This is a genomic window from Sporosarcina sp. YIM B06819, from assembly GCF_033485175.1.
Lineage (GTDB): Bacteria > Bacillota > Bacilli > Bacillales_A > Planococcaceae > Sporosarcina.
Genome location: NZ_JAWLIQ010000010.1, coordinates 56697 through 79785, shown reverse-complemented (window position 1 = coordinate 79785; position 23089 = coordinate 56697). Strand labels below are relative to the sequence as shown.

General features: G+C 41.1%; 19 protein-coding genes. 5 read left to right on the top strand and 14 right to left on the bottom strand.

Features of this window, described 5'->3' with window-relative positions:
• Positions 1–202: 202 nt before the first annotated feature.
• A complete protein-coding gene (locus tag R2B72_RS08190) occupies positions 203–673 on the top strand; it encodes a YkyB family protein (protein WP_318615970.1) in 471 nt (156 codons plus the stop codon).
• Between the two features lie 140 nt (positions 674–813).
• Here the strand turns inward: R2B72_RS08190 and R2B72_RS08185 are convergent, their stop codons facing one another.
• The 5 genes from R2B72_RS08185 to R2B72_RS08165 form a co-directional block, all read right to left on the bottom strand.
• Positions 814–1680, bottom strand: a complete 867-nt coding sequence (locus R2B72_RS08185; RefSeq protein WP_318615969.1) for an NAD(P)-dependent oxidoreductase — start codon at positions 1678–1680, stop codon at positions 814–816.
• 183 nt (positions 1681–1863) lie between these two features.
• A complete protein-coding gene (locus tag R2B72_RS08180) occupies positions 1864–3102 on the bottom strand; it encodes a hypothetical protein (RefSeq protein ID WP_318615968.1) in 1239 nt (412 codons plus the stop codon).
• Positions 3063–4253, bottom strand: a complete 1191-nt coding sequence (locus R2B72_RS08175) for a DUF58 domain-containing protein (protein WP_318615967.1) — start codon at positions 4251–4253, stop codon at positions 3063–3065. The genes R2B72_RS08180 and R2B72_RS08175 overlap by 40 nt, the downstream gene beginning before the upstream one ends.
• On the bottom strand, positions 4253–5188 hold the full coding sequence (locus R2B72_RS08170; protein WP_318615966.1) for a MoxR family ATPase: 936 nt from the start codon (positions 5186–5188) through the stop codon (positions 4253–4255). Before R2B72_RS08170 ends, R2B72_RS08175 begins: the two co-directional genes overlap by 1 nt.
• A gap of 56 nt (positions 5189–5244) precedes the next feature.
• Positions 5245–5403 (bottom strand): aspartyl-phosphate phosphatase Spo0E family protein, encoded by a 159-nt coding sequence (locus R2B72_RS08165; protein ID WP_318615964.1) that lies wholly within the window; start codon positions 5401–5403, stop codon positions 5245–5247.
• Positions 5404–5645: 242 nt separating this feature from the next.
• Between R2B72_RS08165 and R2B72_RS08160 the strand changes: the two genes are divergently transcribed.
• Entirely contained in the window at positions 5646–5843 is a 198-nt protein-coding gene (locus tag R2B72_RS08160; RefSeq protein ID WP_318616061.1) for a YkvS family protein, read from the top strand.
• A 48-nt stretch (positions 5844–5891) separates the two neighbouring features.
• Positions 5892–6533: a hypothetical protein gene (locus tag R2B72_RS08155; protein ID WP_318615963.1), complete on the top strand. Its 642-nt coding sequence runs from the start codon at positions 5892–5894 to the stop codon at positions 6531–6533.
• Positions 6534–7242: 709 nt separating this feature from the next.
• Here R2B72_RS08155 and R2B72_RS08150 read toward each other — a convergent pair.
• Together R2B72_RS08150 and R2B72_RS08145 are read right to left on the bottom strand one after the other, a co-directional pair.
• Entirely contained in the window at positions 7243–7683 is a 441-nt protein-coding gene (locus tag R2B72_RS08150; protein ID WP_318615961.1) for a MarR family transcriptional regulator, read from the bottom strand.
• A 101-nt stretch (positions 7684–7784) separates the two neighbouring features.
• The gene (locus R2B72_RS08145) at positions 7785–9218 is read right to left on the bottom strand and encodes an ATP-binding protein (protein WP_318615960.1); all 1434 of its coding nucleotides are present in this window, start codon (positions 9216–9218) and stop codon (positions 7785–7787) included.
• Positions 9219–9407: 189 nt separating this feature from the next.
• Between R2B72_RS08145 and R2B72_RS08140 the strand changes: the two genes are divergently transcribed.
• A complete protein-coding gene (locus tag R2B72_RS08140; RefSeq protein WP_318615959.1) occupies positions 9408–11159 on the top strand; it encodes a B12-binding domain-containing radical SAM protein in 1752 nt (583 codons plus the stop codon).
• A 70-nt stretch (positions 11160–11229) separates the two neighbouring features.
• Here the strand turns inward: R2B72_RS08140 and R2B72_RS08135 are convergent, their stop codons facing one another.
• Positions 11230–12090, bottom strand: coding sequence for a helix-turn-helix domain-containing protein (locus tag R2B72_RS08135; protein WP_318615958.1), 861 nt, complete (start codon positions 12088–12090; stop codon positions 11230–11232).
• A 106-nt stretch (positions 12091–12196) separates the two neighbouring features.
• Between R2B72_RS08135 and R2B72_RS08130 the strand changes: the two genes are divergently transcribed.
• Positions 12197–12352 (top strand): hypothetical protein, encoded by a 156-nt coding sequence (locus tag R2B72_RS08130; RefSeq protein WP_318615957.1) that lies wholly within the window; start codon positions 12197–12199, stop codon positions 12350–12352.
• 220 nt (positions 12353–12572) lie between these two features.
• On the opposite strand, the gene R2B72_RS08125 is transcribed toward R2B72_RS08130, so the two are convergent.
• The 6 genes from R2B72_RS08125 to R2B72_RS08100 all read right to left on the bottom strand — a co-directional run bounded on the left by R2B72_RS08125 (position 12573) and on the right by R2B72_RS08100 (position 23079).
• A complete protein-coding gene (locus tag R2B72_RS08125) occupies positions 12573–13922 on the bottom strand; it encodes a TrkH family potassium uptake protein (RefSeq protein ID WP_318615956.1) in 1350 nt (449 codons plus the stop codon).
• Between the two features lie 136 nt (positions 13923–14058).
• On the bottom strand, positions 14059–14814 hold the full coding sequence (locus R2B72_RS08120; protein WP_318615955.1) for a TerC family protein: 756 nt from the start codon (positions 14812–14814) through the stop codon (positions 14059–14061).
• 248 nt (positions 14815–15062) lie between these two features.
• Entirely contained in the window at positions 15063–16151 is a 1089-nt protein-coding gene (locus R2B72_RS08115) for an SDR family oxidoreductase (protein ID WP_318615954.1), read from the bottom strand.
• 210 nt (positions 16152–16361) lie between these two features.
• Positions 16362–19427, bottom strand: a complete 3066-nt coding sequence (locus tag R2B72_RS08110; RefSeq protein ID WP_318615953.1) for an efflux RND transporter permease subunit — start codon at positions 19425–19427, stop codon at positions 16362–16364.
• A 456-nt stretch (positions 19428–19883) separates the two neighbouring features.
• Positions 19884–21458 carry a peptide chain release factor 3 gene (locus tag R2B72_RS08105; RefSeq protein WP_318615952.1) on the bottom strand — a complete coding sequence of 525 codons (1575 nt, stop codon included), beginning with the start codon at positions 21456–21458 and terminating at the stop codon, positions 19884–19886.
• 130 nt (positions 21459–21588) lie between these two features.
• A complete protein-coding gene (locus R2B72_RS08100; protein ID WP_318615951.1) occupies positions 21589–23079 on the bottom strand; it encodes a UDP-N-acetylmuramoyl-L-alanyl-D-glutamate--2,6-diaminopimelate ligase in 1491 nt (496 codons plus the stop codon).
• Positions 23080–23089 lie beyond the last annotated feature (10 nt).

The window sequence follows — 23089 nt, the reverse complement described above, 5'->3', positions numbered from 1 at the left end:
CAGAATAGCCGCTTTATATCCTAAAATGCACAAGTTTAACGCAAATATGTATCAAAATTATACTGCTTTTATTATTATACTGTTTTTCTCAATAAAATGGACTATTTCAATAAAAGTTTTGTCGAAAAGTATACATTTCTTCACATTCTTGATATTATCAGAACAACTGTAATCATCTATTTTTCCAAAAGGAGGATTATTTTTGAAAAATAATCAATCGATTCGCCAATTAGCAATTGCCATCTACACAATAAATCGGCATGCCAAAACGGCACCCGATAATAAGCAGCTCTATTCATTAAAGAAAATGGCTATCGAAAAACTGCTTCGTTCAGGTAATGCTGAGAAAGTCGGGTTACATTTTGTCGACAATCCGAAGTTTAGCAAACAGCACTCCACTGTACTCGTCCGTTGCGACGATTTCCTCTTCCATACCATCCCGGAAAAAGAAGACTTCAATACGCTTCCACACCTCGGACAGCAGGATCCGGCTTCTCGCAACCCTCAAGAACGAATGAGCCTGAAAACAGCGCGCGAACTTCTCTCCACTTATGTCGATCCTCCGCAGCCAATTCCAGTGGTGAAGAAAAAAACAAAAGTCGTGCAAAAAAAATCCATTCACAACATACAAAACAGCCAAAACTTCCGCTCCTCTTATTTAGATGGAAAATAAGGAAGGATGCAGTTCAATCCTTCCTCACAGCGTAACTCACCTCATGTGAGCCTCCGAGCATCTGGCGCCCGGGGGCTAGACAAATAAGAAAAGCGAATCAGACCCGTAACGGTGTGATTCGCCTCTTTTATTTCACTAAATTAGTGATAGCTTTTAAAAAGAGCTTGCGTTCCTTTGTCGCCAAGTCCTTGTTGAACGAGTTTGTCGTACATCTGCCGCGCAAGCTGAAGTCCTGGTAGCGGCAAGTTCATCGCCTCGGCTTCCTCCAAAGCAATCGTCATATCCTTGATAAAATGCTTCACATAAAATCCTGGCTCGAAATCCCCCTTTAACATTCGAGGCGCCAAGTTGGATAATGACCAAGAGCCCGCAGCGCCGGACGAAATTGAGGCTAACACTGTTTCAGCATCAAGCCCAGCGTGTTCAGCGTAAGCTAGTGCTTCACAAACGCCAATCATATTGGTTGCAATCGCAATCTGATTACACATTTTCGTATGTTGTCCAGCACCTGCTACACCTTGATAGACAATTTGTTTGCCAAAAATAGATAGGATGGGCAAAATCTCATTGAATACCTGTTGTTCTCCGCCACACATAATTGACAATGTCCCATTCTGCGCTCCAACATCCCCGCCTGATACTGGCGCATCAATAGAAGCCATCTGCAACGTTGTAGCCTGTTCAGCAATTCGTTTCGCAAGCGCAGGACTAGATGTCGTCATGTCGATCACAATCTGACCTTCTGCACCATTTGCAAAAATACCAGCCTCACCGAAATAAACCTCTTCCACATCTGTCGGATAGCCAACCATTGTAAATATAAGGTCCGCTTCTGCCACTGCCTCCGCTACCGTTTCCGCCCAAACAGCACCCGCTTCAACAAGCTGCTGTGCTTTCGCTTTCGTCCTTGTGTAAACAGCCACCTCGTATTCGGCATGTAACAAATGTTTAACAATACTCGCTCCCATGACACCTGTTCCAATGAATGCAATTTTACGATTCTTCAACAAAATCTCCCCTTTTCGATTCTATGCCTTTGTCTATTTTATCAGAGTACATGCTATTTTCCATCATTCGACTAATATTTGTACAAAAAAAGGAGGACGGACCCTGTACTAGGGACCGTCCTCAAAAGGGGGAAATGAGAATGTTGCTGTGTTCAATAGTAATTTGCCCACTTTTTCGACACTTTAAACATCTTTTGAAAAATATTTATTTTTTATTTTTTCAAGTTCATCAAAAAAGTAATTGCTTTCATCTTTCGTTACATCGTGTGAGCCGTACCTTACTTTATCATACGTAGTAAATAAACCCTCATTGTGTCCCCAATCCATTCGCAAAAACCATTCTTTCACGGTCTCTCCTCGTAAGCGTGGCACCCTCGATACTTGAGCAGCTTGCTCGAACTCTTTGAATGCCTGCCTGACAGCATCCACTGCAACAGAGTAGTCATAGACCGATTGTCCGGCCAAATTATTCTGTCGCCTACCTGAACGGAAGAAAAAGCTGTCGCTTCCATTAGCGATCATTTTTTTCCTTTTTCGAATAATAACTATGAAGACAATCAATAGCAAGCTAACCATCAAAATAACAGCTACTATATCAGGTACCGATGAAGTCGAACCATATACTTTCCATTCATCCTGCATCTTAAAATCAACAGGTCCGGATTCTTCTTCTACTACAAATTGTGCCCGTTGCGCATCAAGCCACGCAATAATCCAATCCCATATTGGCGCAACAATCCATTTACTAATCACCATAAAAAGCCCACCGAACAAGAAACCTGCTGCCGCAATAATTCCCTTCCTAAGCGGCTCAAGAAGATAGAAAATCGCTACAAAGAAAACGAATCCTGCCCCTAGCAATCCGCCAAATATTATCACCATATCTACAATATAAAAATTCCTTAAATGCCTACCCATCATTCCAATCACCGCAAAATGGACGACAAAGTAAAGAACGGTTGTTAAGAGATACAGTGTAATATGCACTTTGGCTAAATCATACGGATTATAATTTACATAAAAAGGTAATGTGAATAGGTAAAATGATGTGAACAAAATCGTGTTTAGCACATGATATGGCCATCCTGTACTTTTCGATTCACTGAAGTTAGCCTGTAACCGCCAAAATACATACACAAACAATAGGAAAATGATGATAAAGGGGTAGCCAAGGATTAAAAATAGGACAGCCACCATTGCAGCTATCAGAATAGCTTTTCCGATTGAAAACTCATTTTCAGGAAAAACTCCATAAGCAATCGCTCCCAAAACAGTTGCTAAAAAGAGCCATAAGTAATGATCACCTATAACAGAAGCACCTGTTACGAAATAAAGCGGATAGACGAGCAAGTAAAGTTCAAGAACTACTCTTTCCGCATTAATTAATCGGAGCCTGTCTCTTTCAATTTGTCCTTGTTCCATTGTTCGTCACCTCCCTCATAAAAACGGTCTACAACAACATGATGATGTCTCGACCATTTGTTGATGATGGGGTTAAAACGCTCCGGTTCATGCGTAATCATAACGATTGTCGGCGGAAGGATTCCTTTTGCTTCGATACTTTGCAAAACATGTTCATAAGGAATTTTTGCATTTCTCTCCGAAAGCTGTGCAAGCATTTCCAGCGTCTTTTGAAAATGTTGTTTGCCCGTTCCTGGTACAAGGTGCAAATAAGGTGTTGCACTGAATGTTTTGATATTAATAACGATGGAATAAGGGATGTCATTTCGTGTGCAATAATCTACATAGGAGGCAAGCCGTTCGATTTTCATTTCAAAATCTTCGGCAGAACGCGCCTTCTCAATTGCATTCATGACAAACAGTACGGACTGGGCTGCAACAGGCAAAAACTCTTTTGTTTGCAACTTTTGCAAGCGTGCACTCGCTTTCCAGTGGATTTGATCGAATCTGTCAGTTGGCAAATAATCGCGAGTTCCAATAGGCTGGAAAACATCCCGGAAAAGGGATAGACGCTGATCCACTTCTCCCGGTCTAAAAGGCGAAGGATGTAGTTGCCCTTTAAATGGAGTCACTTTAGGATACACAAGATTTTCTTGTTTAATTGGCTCATCTAACTCCATCATCACACTACCATCACCAAAAAGATGTGGAACTTCAATGATCATGCGGCTAATTCTCGCTATTCCTCTTTTGCGTCCCTCCAGGGGTATTTTAATTTCTACTTTTTCCAAACTACCAATAGAAAAAGGGACAGTGAAATCAAAATGTCCGCTGAAATGTTTGCGTTGATCTACTGCCGGAGATACAGAATCTTGAATCAACAACAGTAAATTGCCATTCCAAATCGGCACTTTACCATTTTCAAATTCAAAAACAAGCTCATTTTCTGTCCCTATCAAATAACGAATACGGTTACGCGGCGGTAATAGCTTCAACTCTTTCCCAACTTTTGAATAATAAATAGTTTGTAATGCAAATATCACAAAAACAGATCCGAAACAGGCAGCCAATAGCACTTGTGAATAGATCAGTGAGAACAGGAAAAAAACGAGCGTAATACCCATTCCTTGATAGATCGGCTTCAGTCCTTCTTCATAACGAATCCATTTCATTAAACTGTCGCCTCAATCGGTGCTGGGATAGCTGCAATAATCTCCTTCAACACGCCTTCAAGTTCTTTTGTCAGCATCCCTTCTGTCGACAACTCCAAACGATGCAATGCCACAGGCTCTAAAATGACTTTCACATCATCAGGCGTTGCAAAATCTCTGCCAGAAATATACGCATAGGCTTTTGTGGCTTGCAAAATCGCCAAGGCTGCTCGAGAACTAAGCCCCACTTCCAAATAACTATGCTCCCTTGTTGCACGAACGATTTTCAATATATAACGTTCAATATCTTCATGGACAATGACATTTCCAGCTTGTTGCGACCAACGTGTCACTTCATCCACGCCAATGACAGAAGAAGTTGTAATCGCTCCAGGATTGTTGCCGTATTGCTTCAAAATCTGATGTTCTTCATCGAAAGACGGATAACCAATCGTCAATTTGAATAAAAACCGGTCAAGCTGTGCAGCCGGTAACGGAAATGTCCCTTGCTGAGATTCGAGCGGATTCTGTGTCGCGATGACCATAAAAGGCGTGGGCAATTTCAGCGTTTCACCATCAATTGTAACTTGTTTTTCTTCCATAGATTCAAGTAAACTCGATTGTGTCCGCGGCGTTGCACGATTGATTTCATCTGCAAGCAAAATATTGGTCGATACAGGTCCCAATTTCAACAAAAAATCCTGCGATTGTGGATTAAAATAACGTATTCCAGTCACATCTGATGGCAATACATCCGGTGTGAATTGGACTCTTCTAAACTCACCTTGGAATGCGCTAGCAAAACTTTTTGCCATCATCGTCTTTCCAGACCCTGGCACGCTTTCCAACAGAACATGGCCCCCTTGTAATAATGCAATGAGCATAAAATCAAATTCCCTTTCCCGTCCAATAATTGCCTGATTCAATTCATTTCTAAATTTTTGTATGGTCGTCAACTTAATCCCACCCTTTCCCCTATTCAATATTCTCTAATAGACAAATAAATCTGAATTCAATGATGAGACTCTATTATTTTGTTATACTTGTTGATGAGGATGTCTAGCTTTTTACTGAACTCAATCGTTTCTTCAGCAGTTAGCCCATCTCTAACCGCTACATTTACCATCGCTTCCCGCAATAACTCAATCTCTTTTTCCAAGTTCTGCTCCAAGACAATCCTCCATCCGTGGAATATCCTATAACTACTTCCATATTATACAGGAGTGTCCGCCTAAAAAGCGAAGATATTATCAACAATTTCCAATTAGTCAAAACGATTAGTTAATAACATTGGAAATAGAAAACACTTTACGCCGCACTGTTTTTAAGGCACACTATAAAGGATTATAAAAAAAGAGATTCAGACATTTTTAGTGCCAAAATCTGGACTATTCATAAAGGAGTTGTTATATGATGTTAATCGCTACGGTTGGAAATATCATTGAATTCAAGGACGGGCTACAAGGTATTGTAGAAAAAGTAAACGAGAACTCAGTCATTGTAGATCTTACATATATGGAAAACTTTGAGGAGCTTGGACTCGAAGAAAAAACTGTTATCAACCACAAACGCTACACAATCATTCATGGTGAAGGCCAAATAAAAGAATGAAACATTAAGACAAGCCATACGTCCAATGAAGTGAAGGAGGGGTTTTCGATGAAGAGCAAATGGAATCTTTTATATGCAGCAATCGCGACCGCTTTGCTACTTACCGCGTGCGGTACGGATACTAGCAATGATAATCTGGATAGCAATTCAAATGGATCTCCAAACCCGGTAGAAGAAACTGACAAAGGGACTGTCGAGGAGCCAGACACGACGGAACCAACACCTGACGATACAGCAGGCGGCCTAGAAGATAGCATGGCTGACGCTATACTAACAGTCAGCGACGCGCAGGACTATGAGATTGCTGTACTTCCCAACTATACGTTAACAAGTGAAGAACCAGGTAAAGATAGCCTGTTCTCTAACGCAGACGGCTCTCTTTTTATGCGCATCGAGACAACTATCAAAGAAGAAGGTACTTATGACTACCTCGTCGAAAATATGATTGCCGTACTTGAGGCAACAAGCGGAGGTAGCACACCGACTGAATTGTCGGATGCAGCATCCATTCCTACGGGCGACGGGATTGAACATGCAAAAGTCTTATCAGTGCAAACTGATAACGGACCTGTTACAGGAATCGTCTTCGAACGTGATAGCATGATTGTTAGACTGACCATTTTCGATTCCCCTAAAGAGGAACACTTTTCAAACTTCTTACACATGGGTGAAACAATTGTCGCCAAATAATCGAGTTTAAAAACCATATGGATCATCCATATGGTTTTTTTATACATAAAATCACTTCTGTTGATGAACCATTTTCTTGCATGAATCTCGGGTAAGTAAAGGCTTAAAATTCACCTTTTCCACCAAATCAATTTTTGGTTCGCTTTCGGCAAACTATTCACGACATTTTTACCAAGGAGTTAGTGCGGTTTCTTGGAAAGAAAAGAATAGATGGCTTTATATAAAAAGATAAGTGCCCGAAGATGCAATTTCGGGCACTTTTGCACTTTGTACAAGGTGTCCCTACTTTACTTTTCAGCAAGTTTTAAGGAGAAAACGACACTTTCCAAAATAAAAAAAGAAAAAAACATGGTGAAAGATTCCGCCGCCAAAATTGCATCTTTGGCGGCCTTCTATTCCCTCGTCCCTAAATGCAATAGCACTTCATGTATTTGCATTTTTGGAGAGCGACGGATAAACGACCACCATACGATTACCAGGTAAATGTGGAGGGATGCGACTTCGTCGCATCCCTCCACATAAAACATATCAAGGTTATTGTATAGATGTCGTTCAATCCAAAGCAAAACTAAAAGCAACTATACATGGAGTACTCAGTATGTAATTCATTTATTTATTGGTTATTTTAAAATCAACAAACTTGAAATAGAATCGACATATCACGACAAAAAAAAAAAAAAAACGGCACTCATTAGCGAGATGCCATTTTTCAGGATAGACTTTTCACTGACAAGCCTAGTTTTCGGATTAAACTAATCGCTAGTTCTTGCTCCTCCACTGTAAGGGCAGCCATCAGAGATTCGATATTTTCTGCATGCTCTGGAAAAATTGCTGTCATTAAATTTACTCCCTCGGGTGTAATCGACATATAGGTGACCCGCTTATCTTCCTCGCAAAAAACACGCTCTAATAGCCCTCGCTTTTCAAGCTTATCAACAACATATGTCATTGAGCCGCTGCGCAGTAAAATTTTCTGTCCGATTTTCTGAATAGGCTGCATTCCTTTATGATAAAGTAGTTCTAGGACTGCAAATTCAGTCGGATTCAGTCCGAATTTGTTAATTGGTATATGCGCTTCTTCCAAAATTACTTTACTTGCCCTTGAAAGGACGATAAATAACTTCAATGCTCGTTCTGTATCTTCCGCCATTTTTCTGTTCCACCTTTTGTTTCCCGTTGAGGAGTCGCCATCATTATAACGGCAACCAGCCCCTTATGTCAAAAGGACAGAAAAATACACAATACGCTCCATCACGATGATAATAATCTTTTCTCGTCAAGAAATTCCCCCGGAGCATGGGCATTTACCCCCGGAAATGTTACTATAAAGGTCGTGCCTTGATCGACGTTACTGGTAACTGAAATCGTTCCGCCATGTTCCTCAATTATTTTCAGCACAAATGGCAATCCTAATCCAGTTCCTTCCGGCTTCGACGTAAAGAACGGCATAAATACTTGATTCAGTTGATTTTCACTCATACCTTTACCTGTATCAGAAATGCTCAACACAAATTGACCAATATCATCCATCTTCATAGAAGTTGTAAGAACTCCACCAGGGGACATCGCTTCAAAAGCATTTTTAAATAGATTAAGAAGCACTTGTTTAATTTTATCGGCATCGCCGACAATCAATGTATTTGGAAGCCTACTTACCTCTTGTCGTATCGTAATTCCTTCCATTAATGCTTTCGGATGAACGACCTGAATCATATCGTCTACCAACACTTCCAAAGAGAATGTCGTCTTTTTGTTCAATGTAGGTTTAGATAGGACGAGCATCTCGCCTAATATCGACTCCATTCTCATCACTTCATCATCGATAACCGATAGATATTTCATAGAATCGTCGTTGGCGGATAGCTTAAGTAATTGAATAAAACCTTTTATAGTAGTCATTGGATTTCTAATTTCATGTGCAATACTTGCTGCCAGTTCGCCAACCGTCGATAATGAACCTGTATGGGCCAAACGATCTTCCAGAATAACTTTTTCCGTGCGATCATTCATGACTACCAAGTACGTCTGTGACTCACTATCAAAAAGGGTTGTAATGTGGTAATATCTTATGTCGCCAGATGACTTTTCATATTTTCTCGTCGTTTCCGCATAACCATACCTATTTACTTCTTTCATGTGTTTGATGTACGTTGCGGAGTCTTCTAAAAAGAATTTTGCCAAGATTTCACCTGGCTTGCCGACAAAATAGTCTTTGGGTAAATTAAAAAATTCAGTATGCTTATCATTAATATCGAAGATAATCCCTTTTTTGTCGATAATAAGCATACAATTATCCGAATGACGAAAGGCGTGTTCATACACTTTTTCTGCTATGGTATAGGTACTGTGAAGAACAGCAAATAATGCAAGTATCTGTTGATCTTCATCAAAATACATTAGATGCACTTTTGCGACACGTTCTCTACCGTGAGCTAACTGGAAAGTCATATCGAATGTTTTATAATCGGAACCAATTACACGTTTCTTGATTTCATCCTTTAGATTCATCGATTGACCAGCGATGAATTCTTGGATATTTTCCATCTCTTGAAGACAAAACTCTTTACAAAAAGATTTATTAACAGATAAAAGTGTTCCGTCACAATCAAAAACTGCACCCGGTCTACTTGCTTCATTTAATAAAAAAATGCTTCTTTTTGTTTCGTTTTCCTTGTTATATTTCAATTATATTCCTCCTGATCCTTTTACAAGACAGTTTGAAAAGTATCAATGAATCATGCAGAAAGTTAAATTTCTGTAAAACGCTACTAATTCAGATTATTCCATATTTTATACATGTAAGATATAGTTCCTTTTACCTAAATTGTTTATAGCTAAAGTGTACCCACAAAAAATGAAATGAGGACTAGAACTATGAATATTGTACTTTCTACTTTAAATGCCAAATATATTCACACCAATATAGCCATTCGCTACTTAAAATCGTATGCACTACCAGAGTATCATTCGACCCTTGCCGAGTATACCATCAAAGATCCGACGATGAATATCGTGTCAGATTTATATCAAAAAACACCAGATATTGTCGGTTTCAGTCTGTATATCTGGAATATTGAAGAAACGATTAAAGTTATACGTATGCTTAAAAAAGTAAAACCAGACGTCAAAATTATTGCAGGCGGGCCAGAAGTGACTTATGACTATGATTTTTGGTTGGAGCGCGTGCCAGAAATCGATGTGATTGTTATCGGTGAAGGTGAAAGGACCTTTAAGCAATTACTCGATGTCTATGCGGGAAAAGCAGATTTATCAACTGTTCAAGGAATTGCCTATCGACAGGATGACCTATTGAAAATTACAGCACCTGGTCCCAAACTTGATTTGCGAGAACTGCCTAGCCCTTTCCGCTTCCCAGAGGATGTGTCTGAACTTGGCAAACGAGTAACCTATATCGAAACAAGCCGCGGCTGCCCATTTTCCTGTCAATTTTGCCTATCCTCTATTGAAGTCGGCGTTCGCTACTTCAACCGGGATGCCATTAAAGATGATATTCGTTATTTAATGGCGAATGGGGCCAAGACCATCAAATTCGTCGATCGGACGTTCAATATTAGTAGAAGCTATGCAATGGAGATGTTCCAATTTCTGATTGATGAACATATTCCAGGAACAGTATTCCAATTTGAAATTACGGGAGATATTATGCGCCCGGAAGTTATCCAATTTTTGAACGACAACGCACCCGCAGGACTATTCCGTTTTGAAATCGGTGTACAGTCTACAAACGATTTAACAAACGAGCTCGTGCAGCGACGCCAAAACTTTGAAAAACTATCCCGTACAGTGACAATGGTCAAGGAAGGCGGAAAAATTGACCAGCATCTGGACTTGATCGCCGGACTGCCTGAAGAAGATTATACTTCTTTCCGCAACACGTTCAATGAAGTTTTCGCCATGAGGCCCGAAGAATTACAGCTTGGCTTCTTGAAGTTGTTGCGCGGAACTGGATTGCGTATCCAAGCCGAGCAATATGGCTATACATTTGTTGACGAGGCGCCCTACGAGATATTCTCTAACAATGTGCTATCATTCGATGACATTATACGCATCAAGCAGACAGAAGATGTCCTTGAAAAGTATTGGAATGACAATCGCTTGCCACGCACTGTCGAATATCTCGTATCAAAGGTCTTTGAGACGCCGTTCGACTTCTTCCAACAGTTCGGGACATACTGGGAAAACCGCGGATGGTCAAGAATCGGCCATCAGCTGGAAGATTTATTTTTACGATTGAATGATTTTCTGGAGGAGAATGGTCAGGCGGACATGGCCCTCACACGAAGTCTTATGAAGCTCGATTACCTAGCACACCATAAATTCCAACCACGTAAAGTATGGTGGCAAGATGATATGCCCGTAGATGAGCTTGTTGCAATTGAACAATTGCTACTCAACGATCCCAACATTTTGGGAGACAATTTTGCATCGTACGGCTTAACCACCCGCACAATCCGTAAACAGACATTCATCACACCGATTGCTGTCAATCCAGAGGATGTGGAAATTGGCATCGTTGAAAAAACATCTGGCTATCTTGTAACGGTATTCAAGCATGGTGAACAGCCTACGTTTCTGTTTTTCAATCAAGCAATAAAGATGTACTAATCAATCAAAAAAGGTTTCCAACAGTTTAGCTTCTGACTCGTTGGAAACCTTTTATTTAACTGCCTTATAGCTATTGATTGATAAGTTCGGCTAAATCCTCTTCCGCTATTGCAAGATATTGCGGCTGTTTAGTCAAGGTAAATACTAAAATCGCATTTTTGAAAGCTTCTTCCGCGTCTATTAAATACCCTTTTTTCGTAGATGAAATACCAATCATATGATAAATCTCTCCTAATAAATATATCAACTGATGCGTTTCTACATAATAGAGAACCTCTTGCATGATCTCTAATGCATCGCCATAGCTTTGTAATGTATACATAGAATGAGCATAGTTATACCCCACCCTAGGTAAGAGGGTCACATCTTCTACAACTTTTTTATTATTAATTTTCGGGTAGATGTCTTTGTATATTTCAAGTGCTGCATCTATATTTTTAGTGGATAAATGGATAAGGCCAATTGAATTCATGATACTAATATCAAGTTCTGAAACACATCTTTTTAAATCTACCAGACTTGTTAATATCTTTAATGCTTCAACAGCATTATGTTCTTTTTTATGAAGAAGTATTGCCTGATGCCATAAAATAAACTTTTTAAACTCCGCCCTAGAATAAGTAAAATCTAATTCTTCTAATACCTTATCGCATTCTTCTAAGGCTATTTCTAAGGACAAAAAGTCTTCAATATACGTAAATTCCCTACACATTTTTTTCAACTGGTCTACCTCTTCATCAAAAGGAAATAAGGCTTTAAACGGAATTTCTAATTTCAGACAAATATCGCTCAAGATTTCTAGCCTCGGAAGTTGTTTACCTTTTTCTAATCTGTAAATAGTAGAATCATCACATAAGTCTTCTGCCAGTTCTTTAATCGTCAGCCCTTTAGCCTTCCGAAAGTAAGAAATCTTTTCCCCTAAATCGCCCACTGCACATCCCTCACAATTGTCACAATTTCGCATAACATCCTATATACCCTAAGAACATCTTACCTTATAGTGATGAATTATAACATATCGAGGGGAGGTAATCATGATGAAGAAAAATAAGAGCACATACAAGGTAATAACTTCATTTCTAATAGCCTTAGGAATATTTATCAATCTAGCCGGTCACACTGATACCACTATCACTGAACCTACAAAAATAGTCATTGATATAAATGGTGAGCCGATAGGCGGAAAACATTAATTTAGTTAGTAATTACTTTAGGCTAGATATAAATAAAAAGTATAAGATCACATTGTCAATCGGCAGATGAAAGTTAATAATTTGTAGAACGCTACGGGGATACAAAATTATTGCAGTTTGCCAAAATAGAGTATAGAACGCTTAATGCTATTGGATACATAAAGTTCCTGTAAAAAATAAAAACAAGGCTGTTCCCAATTCCAGGGGACAGCCTTGTTTATTAGCCAATTATCACTCGCTCTTTCGGGAAACGATAATGTGGTTTCTTTGTTTTTCCTCCTAGTGTATAGAGGAATGAAATAATTCCAACTCGCCCGATGAACATCAATACCATAATAATCAATTTTCCCGTGCTAGAAAGATCTGATGTGATGCCTAATGACATACCACAGGTCCCGAAGGCAGATGTAATTTCAAATAGCAGTGCAACAGCTGGTACGCCTGGTTCTGTAATAAGCAAGATCAGCAATGCCGTCATGACCATAACAATTGCAACAAGAATAACGGCATAAGAACGAAACACGTCTATTAACTTAATTTCCCTGTTAAAGACATTGATCACTTCATGGCCGCGTGCAAAGTTAATGAGAAATAGAATAGCAATCGCAAACGTCGTCGTCCGGATTCCACCCCCAACTGAGCTTGGCGATGCGCCTATAAACATTAGGGAGCTAATGAAAATATCCGTCGCCTCACTAAAGTTCGTAATATCATGCGTTGTCAATCCTGCAGATCTAGATGATACCGAGTGAAACAACGAAGTGAAGAATTTTTCATGCCAAGCCATTCCTTTAAATGAGTGAAAAGACTCCAGTATAAAAATCATCACCGTTCCCCAAACCAACAGGAAACCAAATGTCGCAGTTGTTATTTTTGTAAACAAGGAAAAACGGAAATGCGGCACCTTTTTCGAAAAATAACTTTTCACTTCAATTAGCACTGGAAAACCAATGGCTCCGAGAATAATCAAAATCATTGTCACCGATTGAACAAAATAGTCATTAAAATAAGGGACCATCGATGCACCTGTAATATCAAAGCCCGCATTCGTCGTTGCTGATACCGCCATGAACGTACCATTCAGTAGCGCTTCACCAAACGTATCATAAAACTGCGTCATATAAACGGTTAATAATAAGCCACCTAAAATTTCAATTAAAAAGATGATTTTAACAAGTTCTCTGATCAGATGGACAACCCCGGCTAAACTATATTGATTGTGATCGACCATGATTAACTGACGTTCCCGCAAGCCAATTCGTTTTTTAACGAGTAACCAAAAAAAAGTCCCGATTGACATAATGCCAATACCGCCAAATTGGAGCACAACCATAATCATGCACAATCCAAACACGGTATACGTCTCCCAAATACTAATCGTCGTCAGGCCCGTTACGCTAACCGCACTGACCGCCGTAAAAAGACTATCAATGAAATCCACCTGGACACCTGGCTTATAAACACCGGGTAAATTTAGCAATAGAACCGAAAAGGCAATGGCCAAAAAATAATAAAAAACAATAATTTGTGCAGGTGTGAATCTCCGAAAATTTTCTCGAGTAAATTTCAACTGTATCGCCTATCCTTTCGGCTGTTCAAAGGTGTTGTACCCATTTTAGAGAAGTTGATGCAAAAATGAAAGGAGAAACTAAAAAATAACAAAAAAAAGATGCCGTATACGGTTCACGACATCTTCTTTACGAATATTATTTTTTCTTATGACTATTCCTGACTCCGATCAAATAACCACCAACAGCAATCCCTACTAGAACAATCCAGAATGTCATTTTCCACACAGTTGAATGAGGGAAGTCCACATCGATAATTTGCAATTTCTGATGCGCCAATGTAAGAACGAGTAATTTAACACCTACCCAACCTACAATCAAAAAGGCTGCAGTTTCCAATGACGGAAATTTCTCCAATAGAACCACGAACTGCCGAGCTGCAAAACGCATAATAACCAATCCGATAATACCACCCAATAGCATGACTATAAATTGCCCACCATTGATACCACCGATATGGAAATTACCAAGTTCCGGAAGTGTTACCGCAAGTGCAACAGCTGCCAACATAGAATCTAGGGCAAAAGCAATATCCGCAAGCTCGACCTTCACAACCGTCATCCAGAAACCAGATTTTTTACGCGGTTTATCATCTGGATGAGATTCCTCACCTTTTCGCTGATCAATGAGGCTTTTAATCGATATAAATAACAGATAAGCTGCTCCAAGCGCTTGTATTTGCCAAATATTAACAAGTAGCGTGATCATAAATAGCGCAGCAAAACGGAATACAAATGCACCTAATAAACCGTAAAATAGGGCTTTCTTCTGCTGTTCACGCGGTAAATGCTTCACCATAACCGCCATAACGACCGCATTATCTGCTGCCAGTAAACCTTCCAGTACAATCAGTACAACTAGTACCCATGCGTATTCTAATAATATTGCTTCCAAATCCATTCCTCCTACACTTTTTTTCAAACAAAAAAGACCCTCACCTAATAAAAGGCAAAGGTCTCGCAAAGTCAGAATTTTGGTTTACAAAAATCTAGCTATCATAACCGATGGCGTCAGCCATGTATTGACGACTATGAAATAGGTTTCCCTAAAGCTACTCCCCCTTGACATGATGTCAAAGTTTATTAAGTTGTTGGGTACTTTTGTTTTATTATACCACTAAAATCATATTTGTAAACAATTAGTCAGCCGATTTTTATATGAAAATCGGGATTGTTTTTATTATCCTCATAAAATGCTGTCATGGAGGGAATGGATTGGAGAAAGTCAGCACAGCTAATACCACTTCCTGCAAGAAGCTTTTGTGCAATCGCTGTATCGAATGTGGCATTCCACGTTAAATAATCCATCGTTTGCGCTTCAACGCCTAGTTTGCGTTGCAATCGAATCGATGACAGCCCTTTTTCCGCCAACACAAGCGGCAATCTTCCTTTAGGTCTTTTTCCTGTTAGTTCGAAAACCATTGCTTCGTAAATCTCTTCAATCGGATGAGGAGATGGATCTGTTAAATGGATGGTTTGGCCAGCTGCTTCTGCTCTACTTGCAAGGAAGACTGTGGCATTAATTATATAGTCAATGGGTACGACATTTATGCACGCTGTTGTCTTACCGACGTATGGAATAATCGGCATCCATTTTAAACGGTCGATCATATTCATAAAAAAATAAGGCCCATCAAACTTAATTGTCTGCCCCGTTTCGGAATGACCACGCACGATTCCTGGGCGGATAATCGTCACAGCTACATCGGATTTCAGTTCCTCGACTAGTAATTCCGCTTCAAATTTGGTTTCCTCATAATGATTTTTAAAAGCAGTCGGACGTAGCAATTCTGTTTCAAGCAACATCCCTTCACGTTTCCCAGCCACATAAGCCGTGCTGAAGTACATATATCGCGTGATAGAGGGATGGTTGCGCACAAACGTATTCACTTGCCTCGTCCCTTCCACATTGACGTCCCAGGCAATTTCTGCTTTGACAGCCAAATCGTAAATTGCCGCCAGATGCCACACGGTTAACATCTCACTATTCAACTGATCCATTATCTGTTGATCCATCCCAAAATTTTCTTGCGTAATGTCACCAACAATAATATCAAACGGGATGGTCGCATTCATCTCCGCCATTATCGAAGCCGCTTTGCTCTTCGCAAGTTCCCCTTGCCCTGCTTGCACCACTGCATATAATTTCTCTACTTGCCCAAGACGAACCAGCTCTTTGATCAATTCTGTCGCAATAAAACCAGGAAATCCCGTGAAAAAATGCGCCCCCATAGTCAACCCCCTTATTATTTTACAAGTATAACATCTGCCACTTCAACTTGAAAGAATATTCCGCCTACAAAAACTTTCCGATACTAACACAATTCTCCCTACCCGGTGTCCAGTTACTGACATCATTCGCATCCTTCCGCGAATTGTGACAGCTAATCCCCTGGCACATTCAAAGTAAAAAAGAGCCTCCCATTACAGGAAGCTCCTCCATCATTTATCCCCAACTGCACGCCTTCTCGTTTCTCGGTCAAATAAGCTATAAATAATCGGCACAACATAGAGAGTCAATAGCGTCGAACTCAACAAGCCTCCGATTACTGCAATGCCCATTGGCTGGTTCATTTCAGTTCCTTCACCAAGTCCAAGCGCGAGAGGTAACAGCCCCAAAATCGTCGTCAGAGCCGTCATCAGGATTGGACGCACTCGATCCCTCACTGAAGCAATAATCGCGTCATACGAGCTAAGCCCTGCCTCTTTGCGCTGATTAATATAATCCACAAGGACAATCCCATTGTTGACGACAATTCCAACAAGGACCAGTACACCGATAATCGCTGTCACACTAATGGGCGTGCTCGTCATATAAAGACCTGCTGCCACACCAATCACCATTAAGGGGATGGAGAACATGATGACAAACGGATAGTTGAACGATTCAAACTGTGCTGCCATCACAATATAAACGAGCACTACCGCAAGTGCCAACGCCATCAGCATGTCGTCAATCGCACTGTCAAACAATTCTCGATCACCACTATACGTAAGTTCAATTTCCTCTGGCATCTTCATTTCCTTAATGATTTCATTCACTTTCTTCGTCATATCACCAAGTGTCTGTGACGACTCATATTTCACATTAAATGTAACCGAATGCGCTTGATCGACTCTTTGAATCGACACAGGTCCTTGTGCAATCGACACATCTGCTACTTCGCTTAGTGACACAAAAGTCCCCGCGGCTGTCCGTAATTTTAATTTTTTCAAACGCTCTATACTATTCCGGAACTTCTTATCATATTGCACATTAACCGCAAACACTTCATCATTTTTACCAATAATTTGCGTGGCAATAGTCCCACGCGTGACACTATTAACAGTTTGCGCAATATGATACGGTGTCAATCCTTGAGCGGATGCTTTGTCGCGATCCACTTCAATTCGAATTTCATCGACCGTATTTTGTAAGTTATTCGTCACTTCCATCACCGAATCAAGTGCAATGAGTTCACGGTTCAACTCCGTCACTGCTTCAGTCAATCGTGCTTCATTTGTGTCATTCAAGGCAAACGTCAATGTATTTGGGCTGGATCCTGCTGCAGTTTGCATTACAAAACCAATCTGCGCTGTATCCCCAACTTCCTTCACCACTTTCGGTTGCACAGTATCCACAAACTCAAAAATGGAACGTTGTCGGTCTGCAAGCGGTACAAGCTTGACATAAATCTCCCCCACATTCGCTTTTGACGAGCCTTGCGCCAAGCCTTCCTGCGTGCCTCCAACAAGACTCACGTACACTTCTACATCTTGCTCTTCTTTCAATTGAGCCTCAATACGCTTCACAACTTCATCTGTCGCGTTTGGAGAAGAACCATTCGGCAGCTTGACAGTAATACTAACAAATCCTTCATCCGTCGCAGGAAGGAATTCAGTCCCCACTTTGAATAAACCAAAACCACTCAACACCAATAAAACCGCCGTCACGAACAACACGACAAAACGATAGTTCAATGCCCATTTCACAGACTTCTCAAAGTTGCCTAATTTTCTTGAACGTCGTCTACGTGCTTCCACATTGCGCTTAGGTTTCTTCAGCATACGACTCGCCATCATTGGCACAACTGTCAAAGCTACGACAAGGGATGCAAACAAACTAAACGAAATCGTTAAGGCAAACTCTGTAAAGATTTGACCAATCAAGCCGCTGATGAAGATGACCGGGACAAATACAGCTAATGTTGTCAGGGTCGAGGCGGTAATTGCTCCGCCAACTTCTTTAGTTCCTTCAACGGCCGCCTGTTTGGGTTCCTTGCCCATCGCTAAATGACGCTCAATATTTTCAATAACGACAATGGCATTATCAACCAACATGCCTATACCAAGTGCTAGCGCACCCAGTGTCATAATATTGAGCGAGAAATTGGCAAAATACATCAACACAAATGTCACAATGACGGAATAAGGAATAGCAATCCCGATGATAATTGGGCTTTTTACACTCCGCAGGAACAAGAACAAGACGAGCATTGCGAAAACACCGCCCAATAGCAGTGTCTGGCCTATATTGCCGATAGCGAGCTTGACATAATCGCCTTGATCAAACAAAATATCGGATTCAACACCTGCAAATTCTTCTTTTTCAAGCAGTTTGTCCAGTGATGCTTTAAATGCTGTCGAGACATCCGCTGTGTTTGAGCCCGACTCTTGTAAAACCGACATCAAAACGGCTTGCTGATCGTTCGCACGTGTTTTTGTCGCTGATTCTGCTTCAACGAGCGCCACATCTGCGACATCCCCAATCGTTACTTTGTCACCCGTTAAGGGATTTGCGCCGACAATGACACTCCTAATATCGGATATCGAGGTTAAGGTGCTGATGATACGGGTAGTCAGTTGTTTACCACCCTGTGTTTGAATCGGCTCACCCGGCATTGACACATTATTGCCCTGAAGCATTTGGACAATATCTACTTGTGCAAGCCCATTGGACTCCAGCTTTTGTGGATCCAAAATAATTCGTACTTCTTCTACTAACTTTCCTGAAACTGTTACGCTCGCTACACCTTCTGTCCGGCGTAATTCCTTTTCCAGCCGTTCCGCAATTTTTCGAATATCAGCATCTTCCGTTGTTGCACGTAGGGACAATTGAATAACCGGAAACTGAGAGGGGTCAAATTTCATGAACCGGGGTTTATTGGCACCTTCTGGAACAGGTATTTGATCCACGCGCTGCATAATATCAAGCTGCACATCGTCAATATTCGTTGACCAATCAAACATCAGTAAAATGAAGTTCGATCCTTCCTGCGATGTGGATTGCATGGATTTCAATCCTGGCGCAGTCGATAAACTATTCTCCAGCGGTTTCGTTAATTTCTCACTTACCTCAGCCGGTGAAGCCCCCGGATAACTGGTCACAACCACCGCAATGGGTGGATTCAATTCAGGAATGAGCGTTACAGGTATGCGGAAAAACGACACTGCTCCAAGAATAATAACGAGAAACATTGTCACAATCGTAAAGACAGGTCTTTTTATGGAGAAGTCACTGATTTTCATACAGCACAGTCCTTTCTTTCAAACTACAGGTACACTAATCATATTGAAAGTACCGGCTGACTTCAAATATCAGCTTCTTTTTTTTGATTAAATACTAAACACTTCTTGTACAATGCTTTTGGATTGCTTTGGATTGAATAAGAAAGGGAGATCTTAAAGTAAGTAGAGGGCTTCGTTACCTTGATAAGTCAAAGGTCCCAAAATGACTATAACTCTGCCCAATTGATCGATAAGTTTGGGGAAATGATTGATAACCTTTAGCAATTGATCGATAACTTCCGCCAATTGATCGATAAGTTTCCAATTGTGCTTGTAGCGGGAGAGAAAGTTTTTTTAGTGATAGATAAACCTACTCTTCGATAATACTATCGTGAATATTTCGCCGAAAGTACACCGGATATGATCCAGTGAAAAAAAACCTGATAAAACGGATAAACCGCCTTACCAGGTAATGAATTATAACAAACTATACAACCGGATATCCGGGTATTTATCGTGGAACCAACGCATCGCGAAGTCATTTTCAAACAAGAACACTAAATTATCATAGCGATCCTTCACGAGCATGGCACGTGGTCCTGTCATCGACTCTTTTACGTCGCTTTCGTTTTCAATCCAGCGCGCTACTTTTGACCCGACATGTTCCATACGCACTTCAACATTGTACTCATTTTTCATGCGATGTTCGAACACTTCAAATTGCAGTTGACCAACAGCACCAAGCAACACTTCTTCTGTATGAAGCGTTCTGTAATACTGAATAGCTCCCTCTTGCACAAGTTGTAAAATCCCTTTATGGAAATGCTTCGATTTCATAACGTTTTTCGCCGTTACGCGGACAAAAAGCTCCGGTGTAAACTGCGGTAACGCATCGAATTGGAAGGACGATTTCCCACCGATTACCGTATCACCAATTTGGTAGTTCCCCGTATCATGCAAGCCGATTATATCGCCAGCTACTGCCTCATCCACCGTTTCACGGTCATCCGCAAGAAACTGCGTCGTCTGTGTCAATTTAAAGGTTTTCGAAATACGTGGCACCGTCACAGTCATCCCACGTTCAAATGCACCTGATACAATACGAACAAACGCAATACGGTCCCTGTGCATTGGATTCATATTCGCTTGGATTTTGAAGATGAAACCTGAGAACTCTTCTGAGTACGGATTAACTTCTGCTTCATCTTTCGTCAAACGTGATTGTGGTGCTGGCGCAAATTGTAAAAACGTTTCTAAAAACGTTTGCACACCAAAGTTTGTCAATGCACTCCCAAAGAATACTGGCGTCAATTCACCTTTGGCCACACGCTGCTCATCAAAATCATTGCCTGCTTCGTTTAATAAAAGAACGTCTTCGAGTGCTTGTTTATAATAAGATGTTTCTTTCATTGGATGTTCTTCTGCGAGTTCGCCGTCTTCATTCAAAGCAAGAAAACGTTTATCTTCTTCAACGCGCACTTGTTCAATACGATTATTAAAACGATCATAAATGCCTAGGAATTCTTTTCCCATCCCAATTGGCCAGTTCATGGCATATGATTCAATGCCTAACACTTCTTCTAATTCTTCCATCAGCTCAAGCGGCTCTTTCCCTTGACGGTCCATTTTGTTAATGAACGTAAAGATTGGAATTCCACGCATACGACAAACCTTAAATAATTTGATTGTCTGTGGCTCAATCCCTTTGGCAGAGTCGACCATCATTACAGCTGCATCGACAGCCATTAACGTACGGTACGTATCTTCACTGAAATCTTCGTGTCCAGGTGTGTCGAGAATGTTAACGCGCTTGCCGTCATAATCGAATTGCATAACAGACGATGTAACCGAAATTCCACGCTGCTTCTCAATTTCCATCCAGTCAGATGTGGCAAATTTCCCTGTTTTCTTTCCTTTAACCGTACCCGCATCACGGATTGCGCCGCCGAAATAAAGCAGTTTTTCCGTAATGGTTGTTTTACCAGCATCCGGGTGAGAAATAATCGCAAATGTGCGCCGTGATGCAATTTCTTCATGTATAGGTTTATCCATTTTAAGTTATCTCCTTCTGTTTCGCTTTTCTTAGCATAGACGCATTGGGTAGGGATTTCAACAATTTTTTATCACAATCAATTCCACCCAATCAAAAAGTCGCCCTACAACAGGACGACTTCTTTACCACTTATTTTTCTACCACACCCGTGCCAAATTTCTTCTCCGCCTCTGCCAGCGCAATTTCCGCATCAGAGTGTGGATATTTTGTAGAGCCGATAATTTGATAATCCTCATGGCCTTTGCCTGCGAAAATAATAATATCCCCGCGCTCCGCAACTGCTACGGCATGACGTACAGCTTCTGCACGATCACCGATGCAAGCAAACCCTTTATGTTGCATGCCTGCCGCTAACTCTCCAACTATCGACTCGTATGGCTCGTCACGCGGATCATCTGTTGTCAGGATCACGTAATCTGCAACAGATGCTTTTTCCGCCATAATTGGTCGCTTCAAGCGATCGCGGTTACCACCCGTACCGATAACAAAAATGAGTTTGCTATCGGCCTTCTTATAAGGAAGAACAGCCGCGATTGCTTTTTCAATCGCATCGGGTGAATGGGCATAATCCACATAAATCGTTAATGGTAATTCAGTCTGTACGCGCTCCATTCGTCCTTTCACAGCAGGTACCTGCTCTAGATAGCCAATAATGTCCCGGGTCGCCATCCCTTTCGCAGACAGTGCCGCAATGACAGCCAATGCGTTATAAACGCTGAATTCACCAATCAACTGCATGCCAACTTTAAATTCCCCTTCAGGAGTAGTCAACGTAAACGTCGTGCCATCCGCCGCTAACACAATATCTTTCCCCCGGAATACGGCATCATTGTGGATACCAAAGGATAAAACAGGATACGACGTCATTTCCTTCAACTTAGCACTCCACGCATCATCAGCGTTTACGATCGCAAACTTACGCTTGTCCAAATTTTGTCCAAGCTGCGAAAATAACAATCCTTTAGCATATCCATACGCCTCCATCGTCCCATGAAAATCGAGATGGTCATGCGTCAAGTTCGTGAAAATGGCAATATCAAATTCCGTACCTGCTAGACGTCCTTCCACAAGTCCGTGCGATGACACTTCCATCGTCATCGTCGTACAACCTTCTGCTACGGCCTGCGCAATCATCCCCTGCGTCGTCAATGTATCAGGCGTTGTATTATCCGTGTCATATACTATGCCATCTACATTGAAGCCGATGGTTCCTGAAGCAGCCGCCTTCTCACCTGCTAGCTGTAAAATAGCTTGGATAATGCCACTGACACTCGTCTTGCCATTTGTCCCTGTCACACCAATCATCGTCATCTGTTTCGAAGGATAACCATAGAAACAAGCTGCCAATAAACCGATAGCCCTTGACGTATTATCGACAAGGACAACCGCAACTTGATCCAAATCTACTGTCACAGGCTTCGAAGCCACGATCACCCTAGCGCCATTCTGAACCGCTTTGTCAACGTAATCATGACCGTCCACCGTAAATCCTTCGATGCACACAAAAAGCCCTCCGGCATTCACTGTGCGCGAATCCACCGCGATATCCGTCACAGTTGGCGGAATCGTTCCCATTACTTGTTTAACAGCCAACACTGACAATAATTTTGCAGTATCCATCAAAAAACCT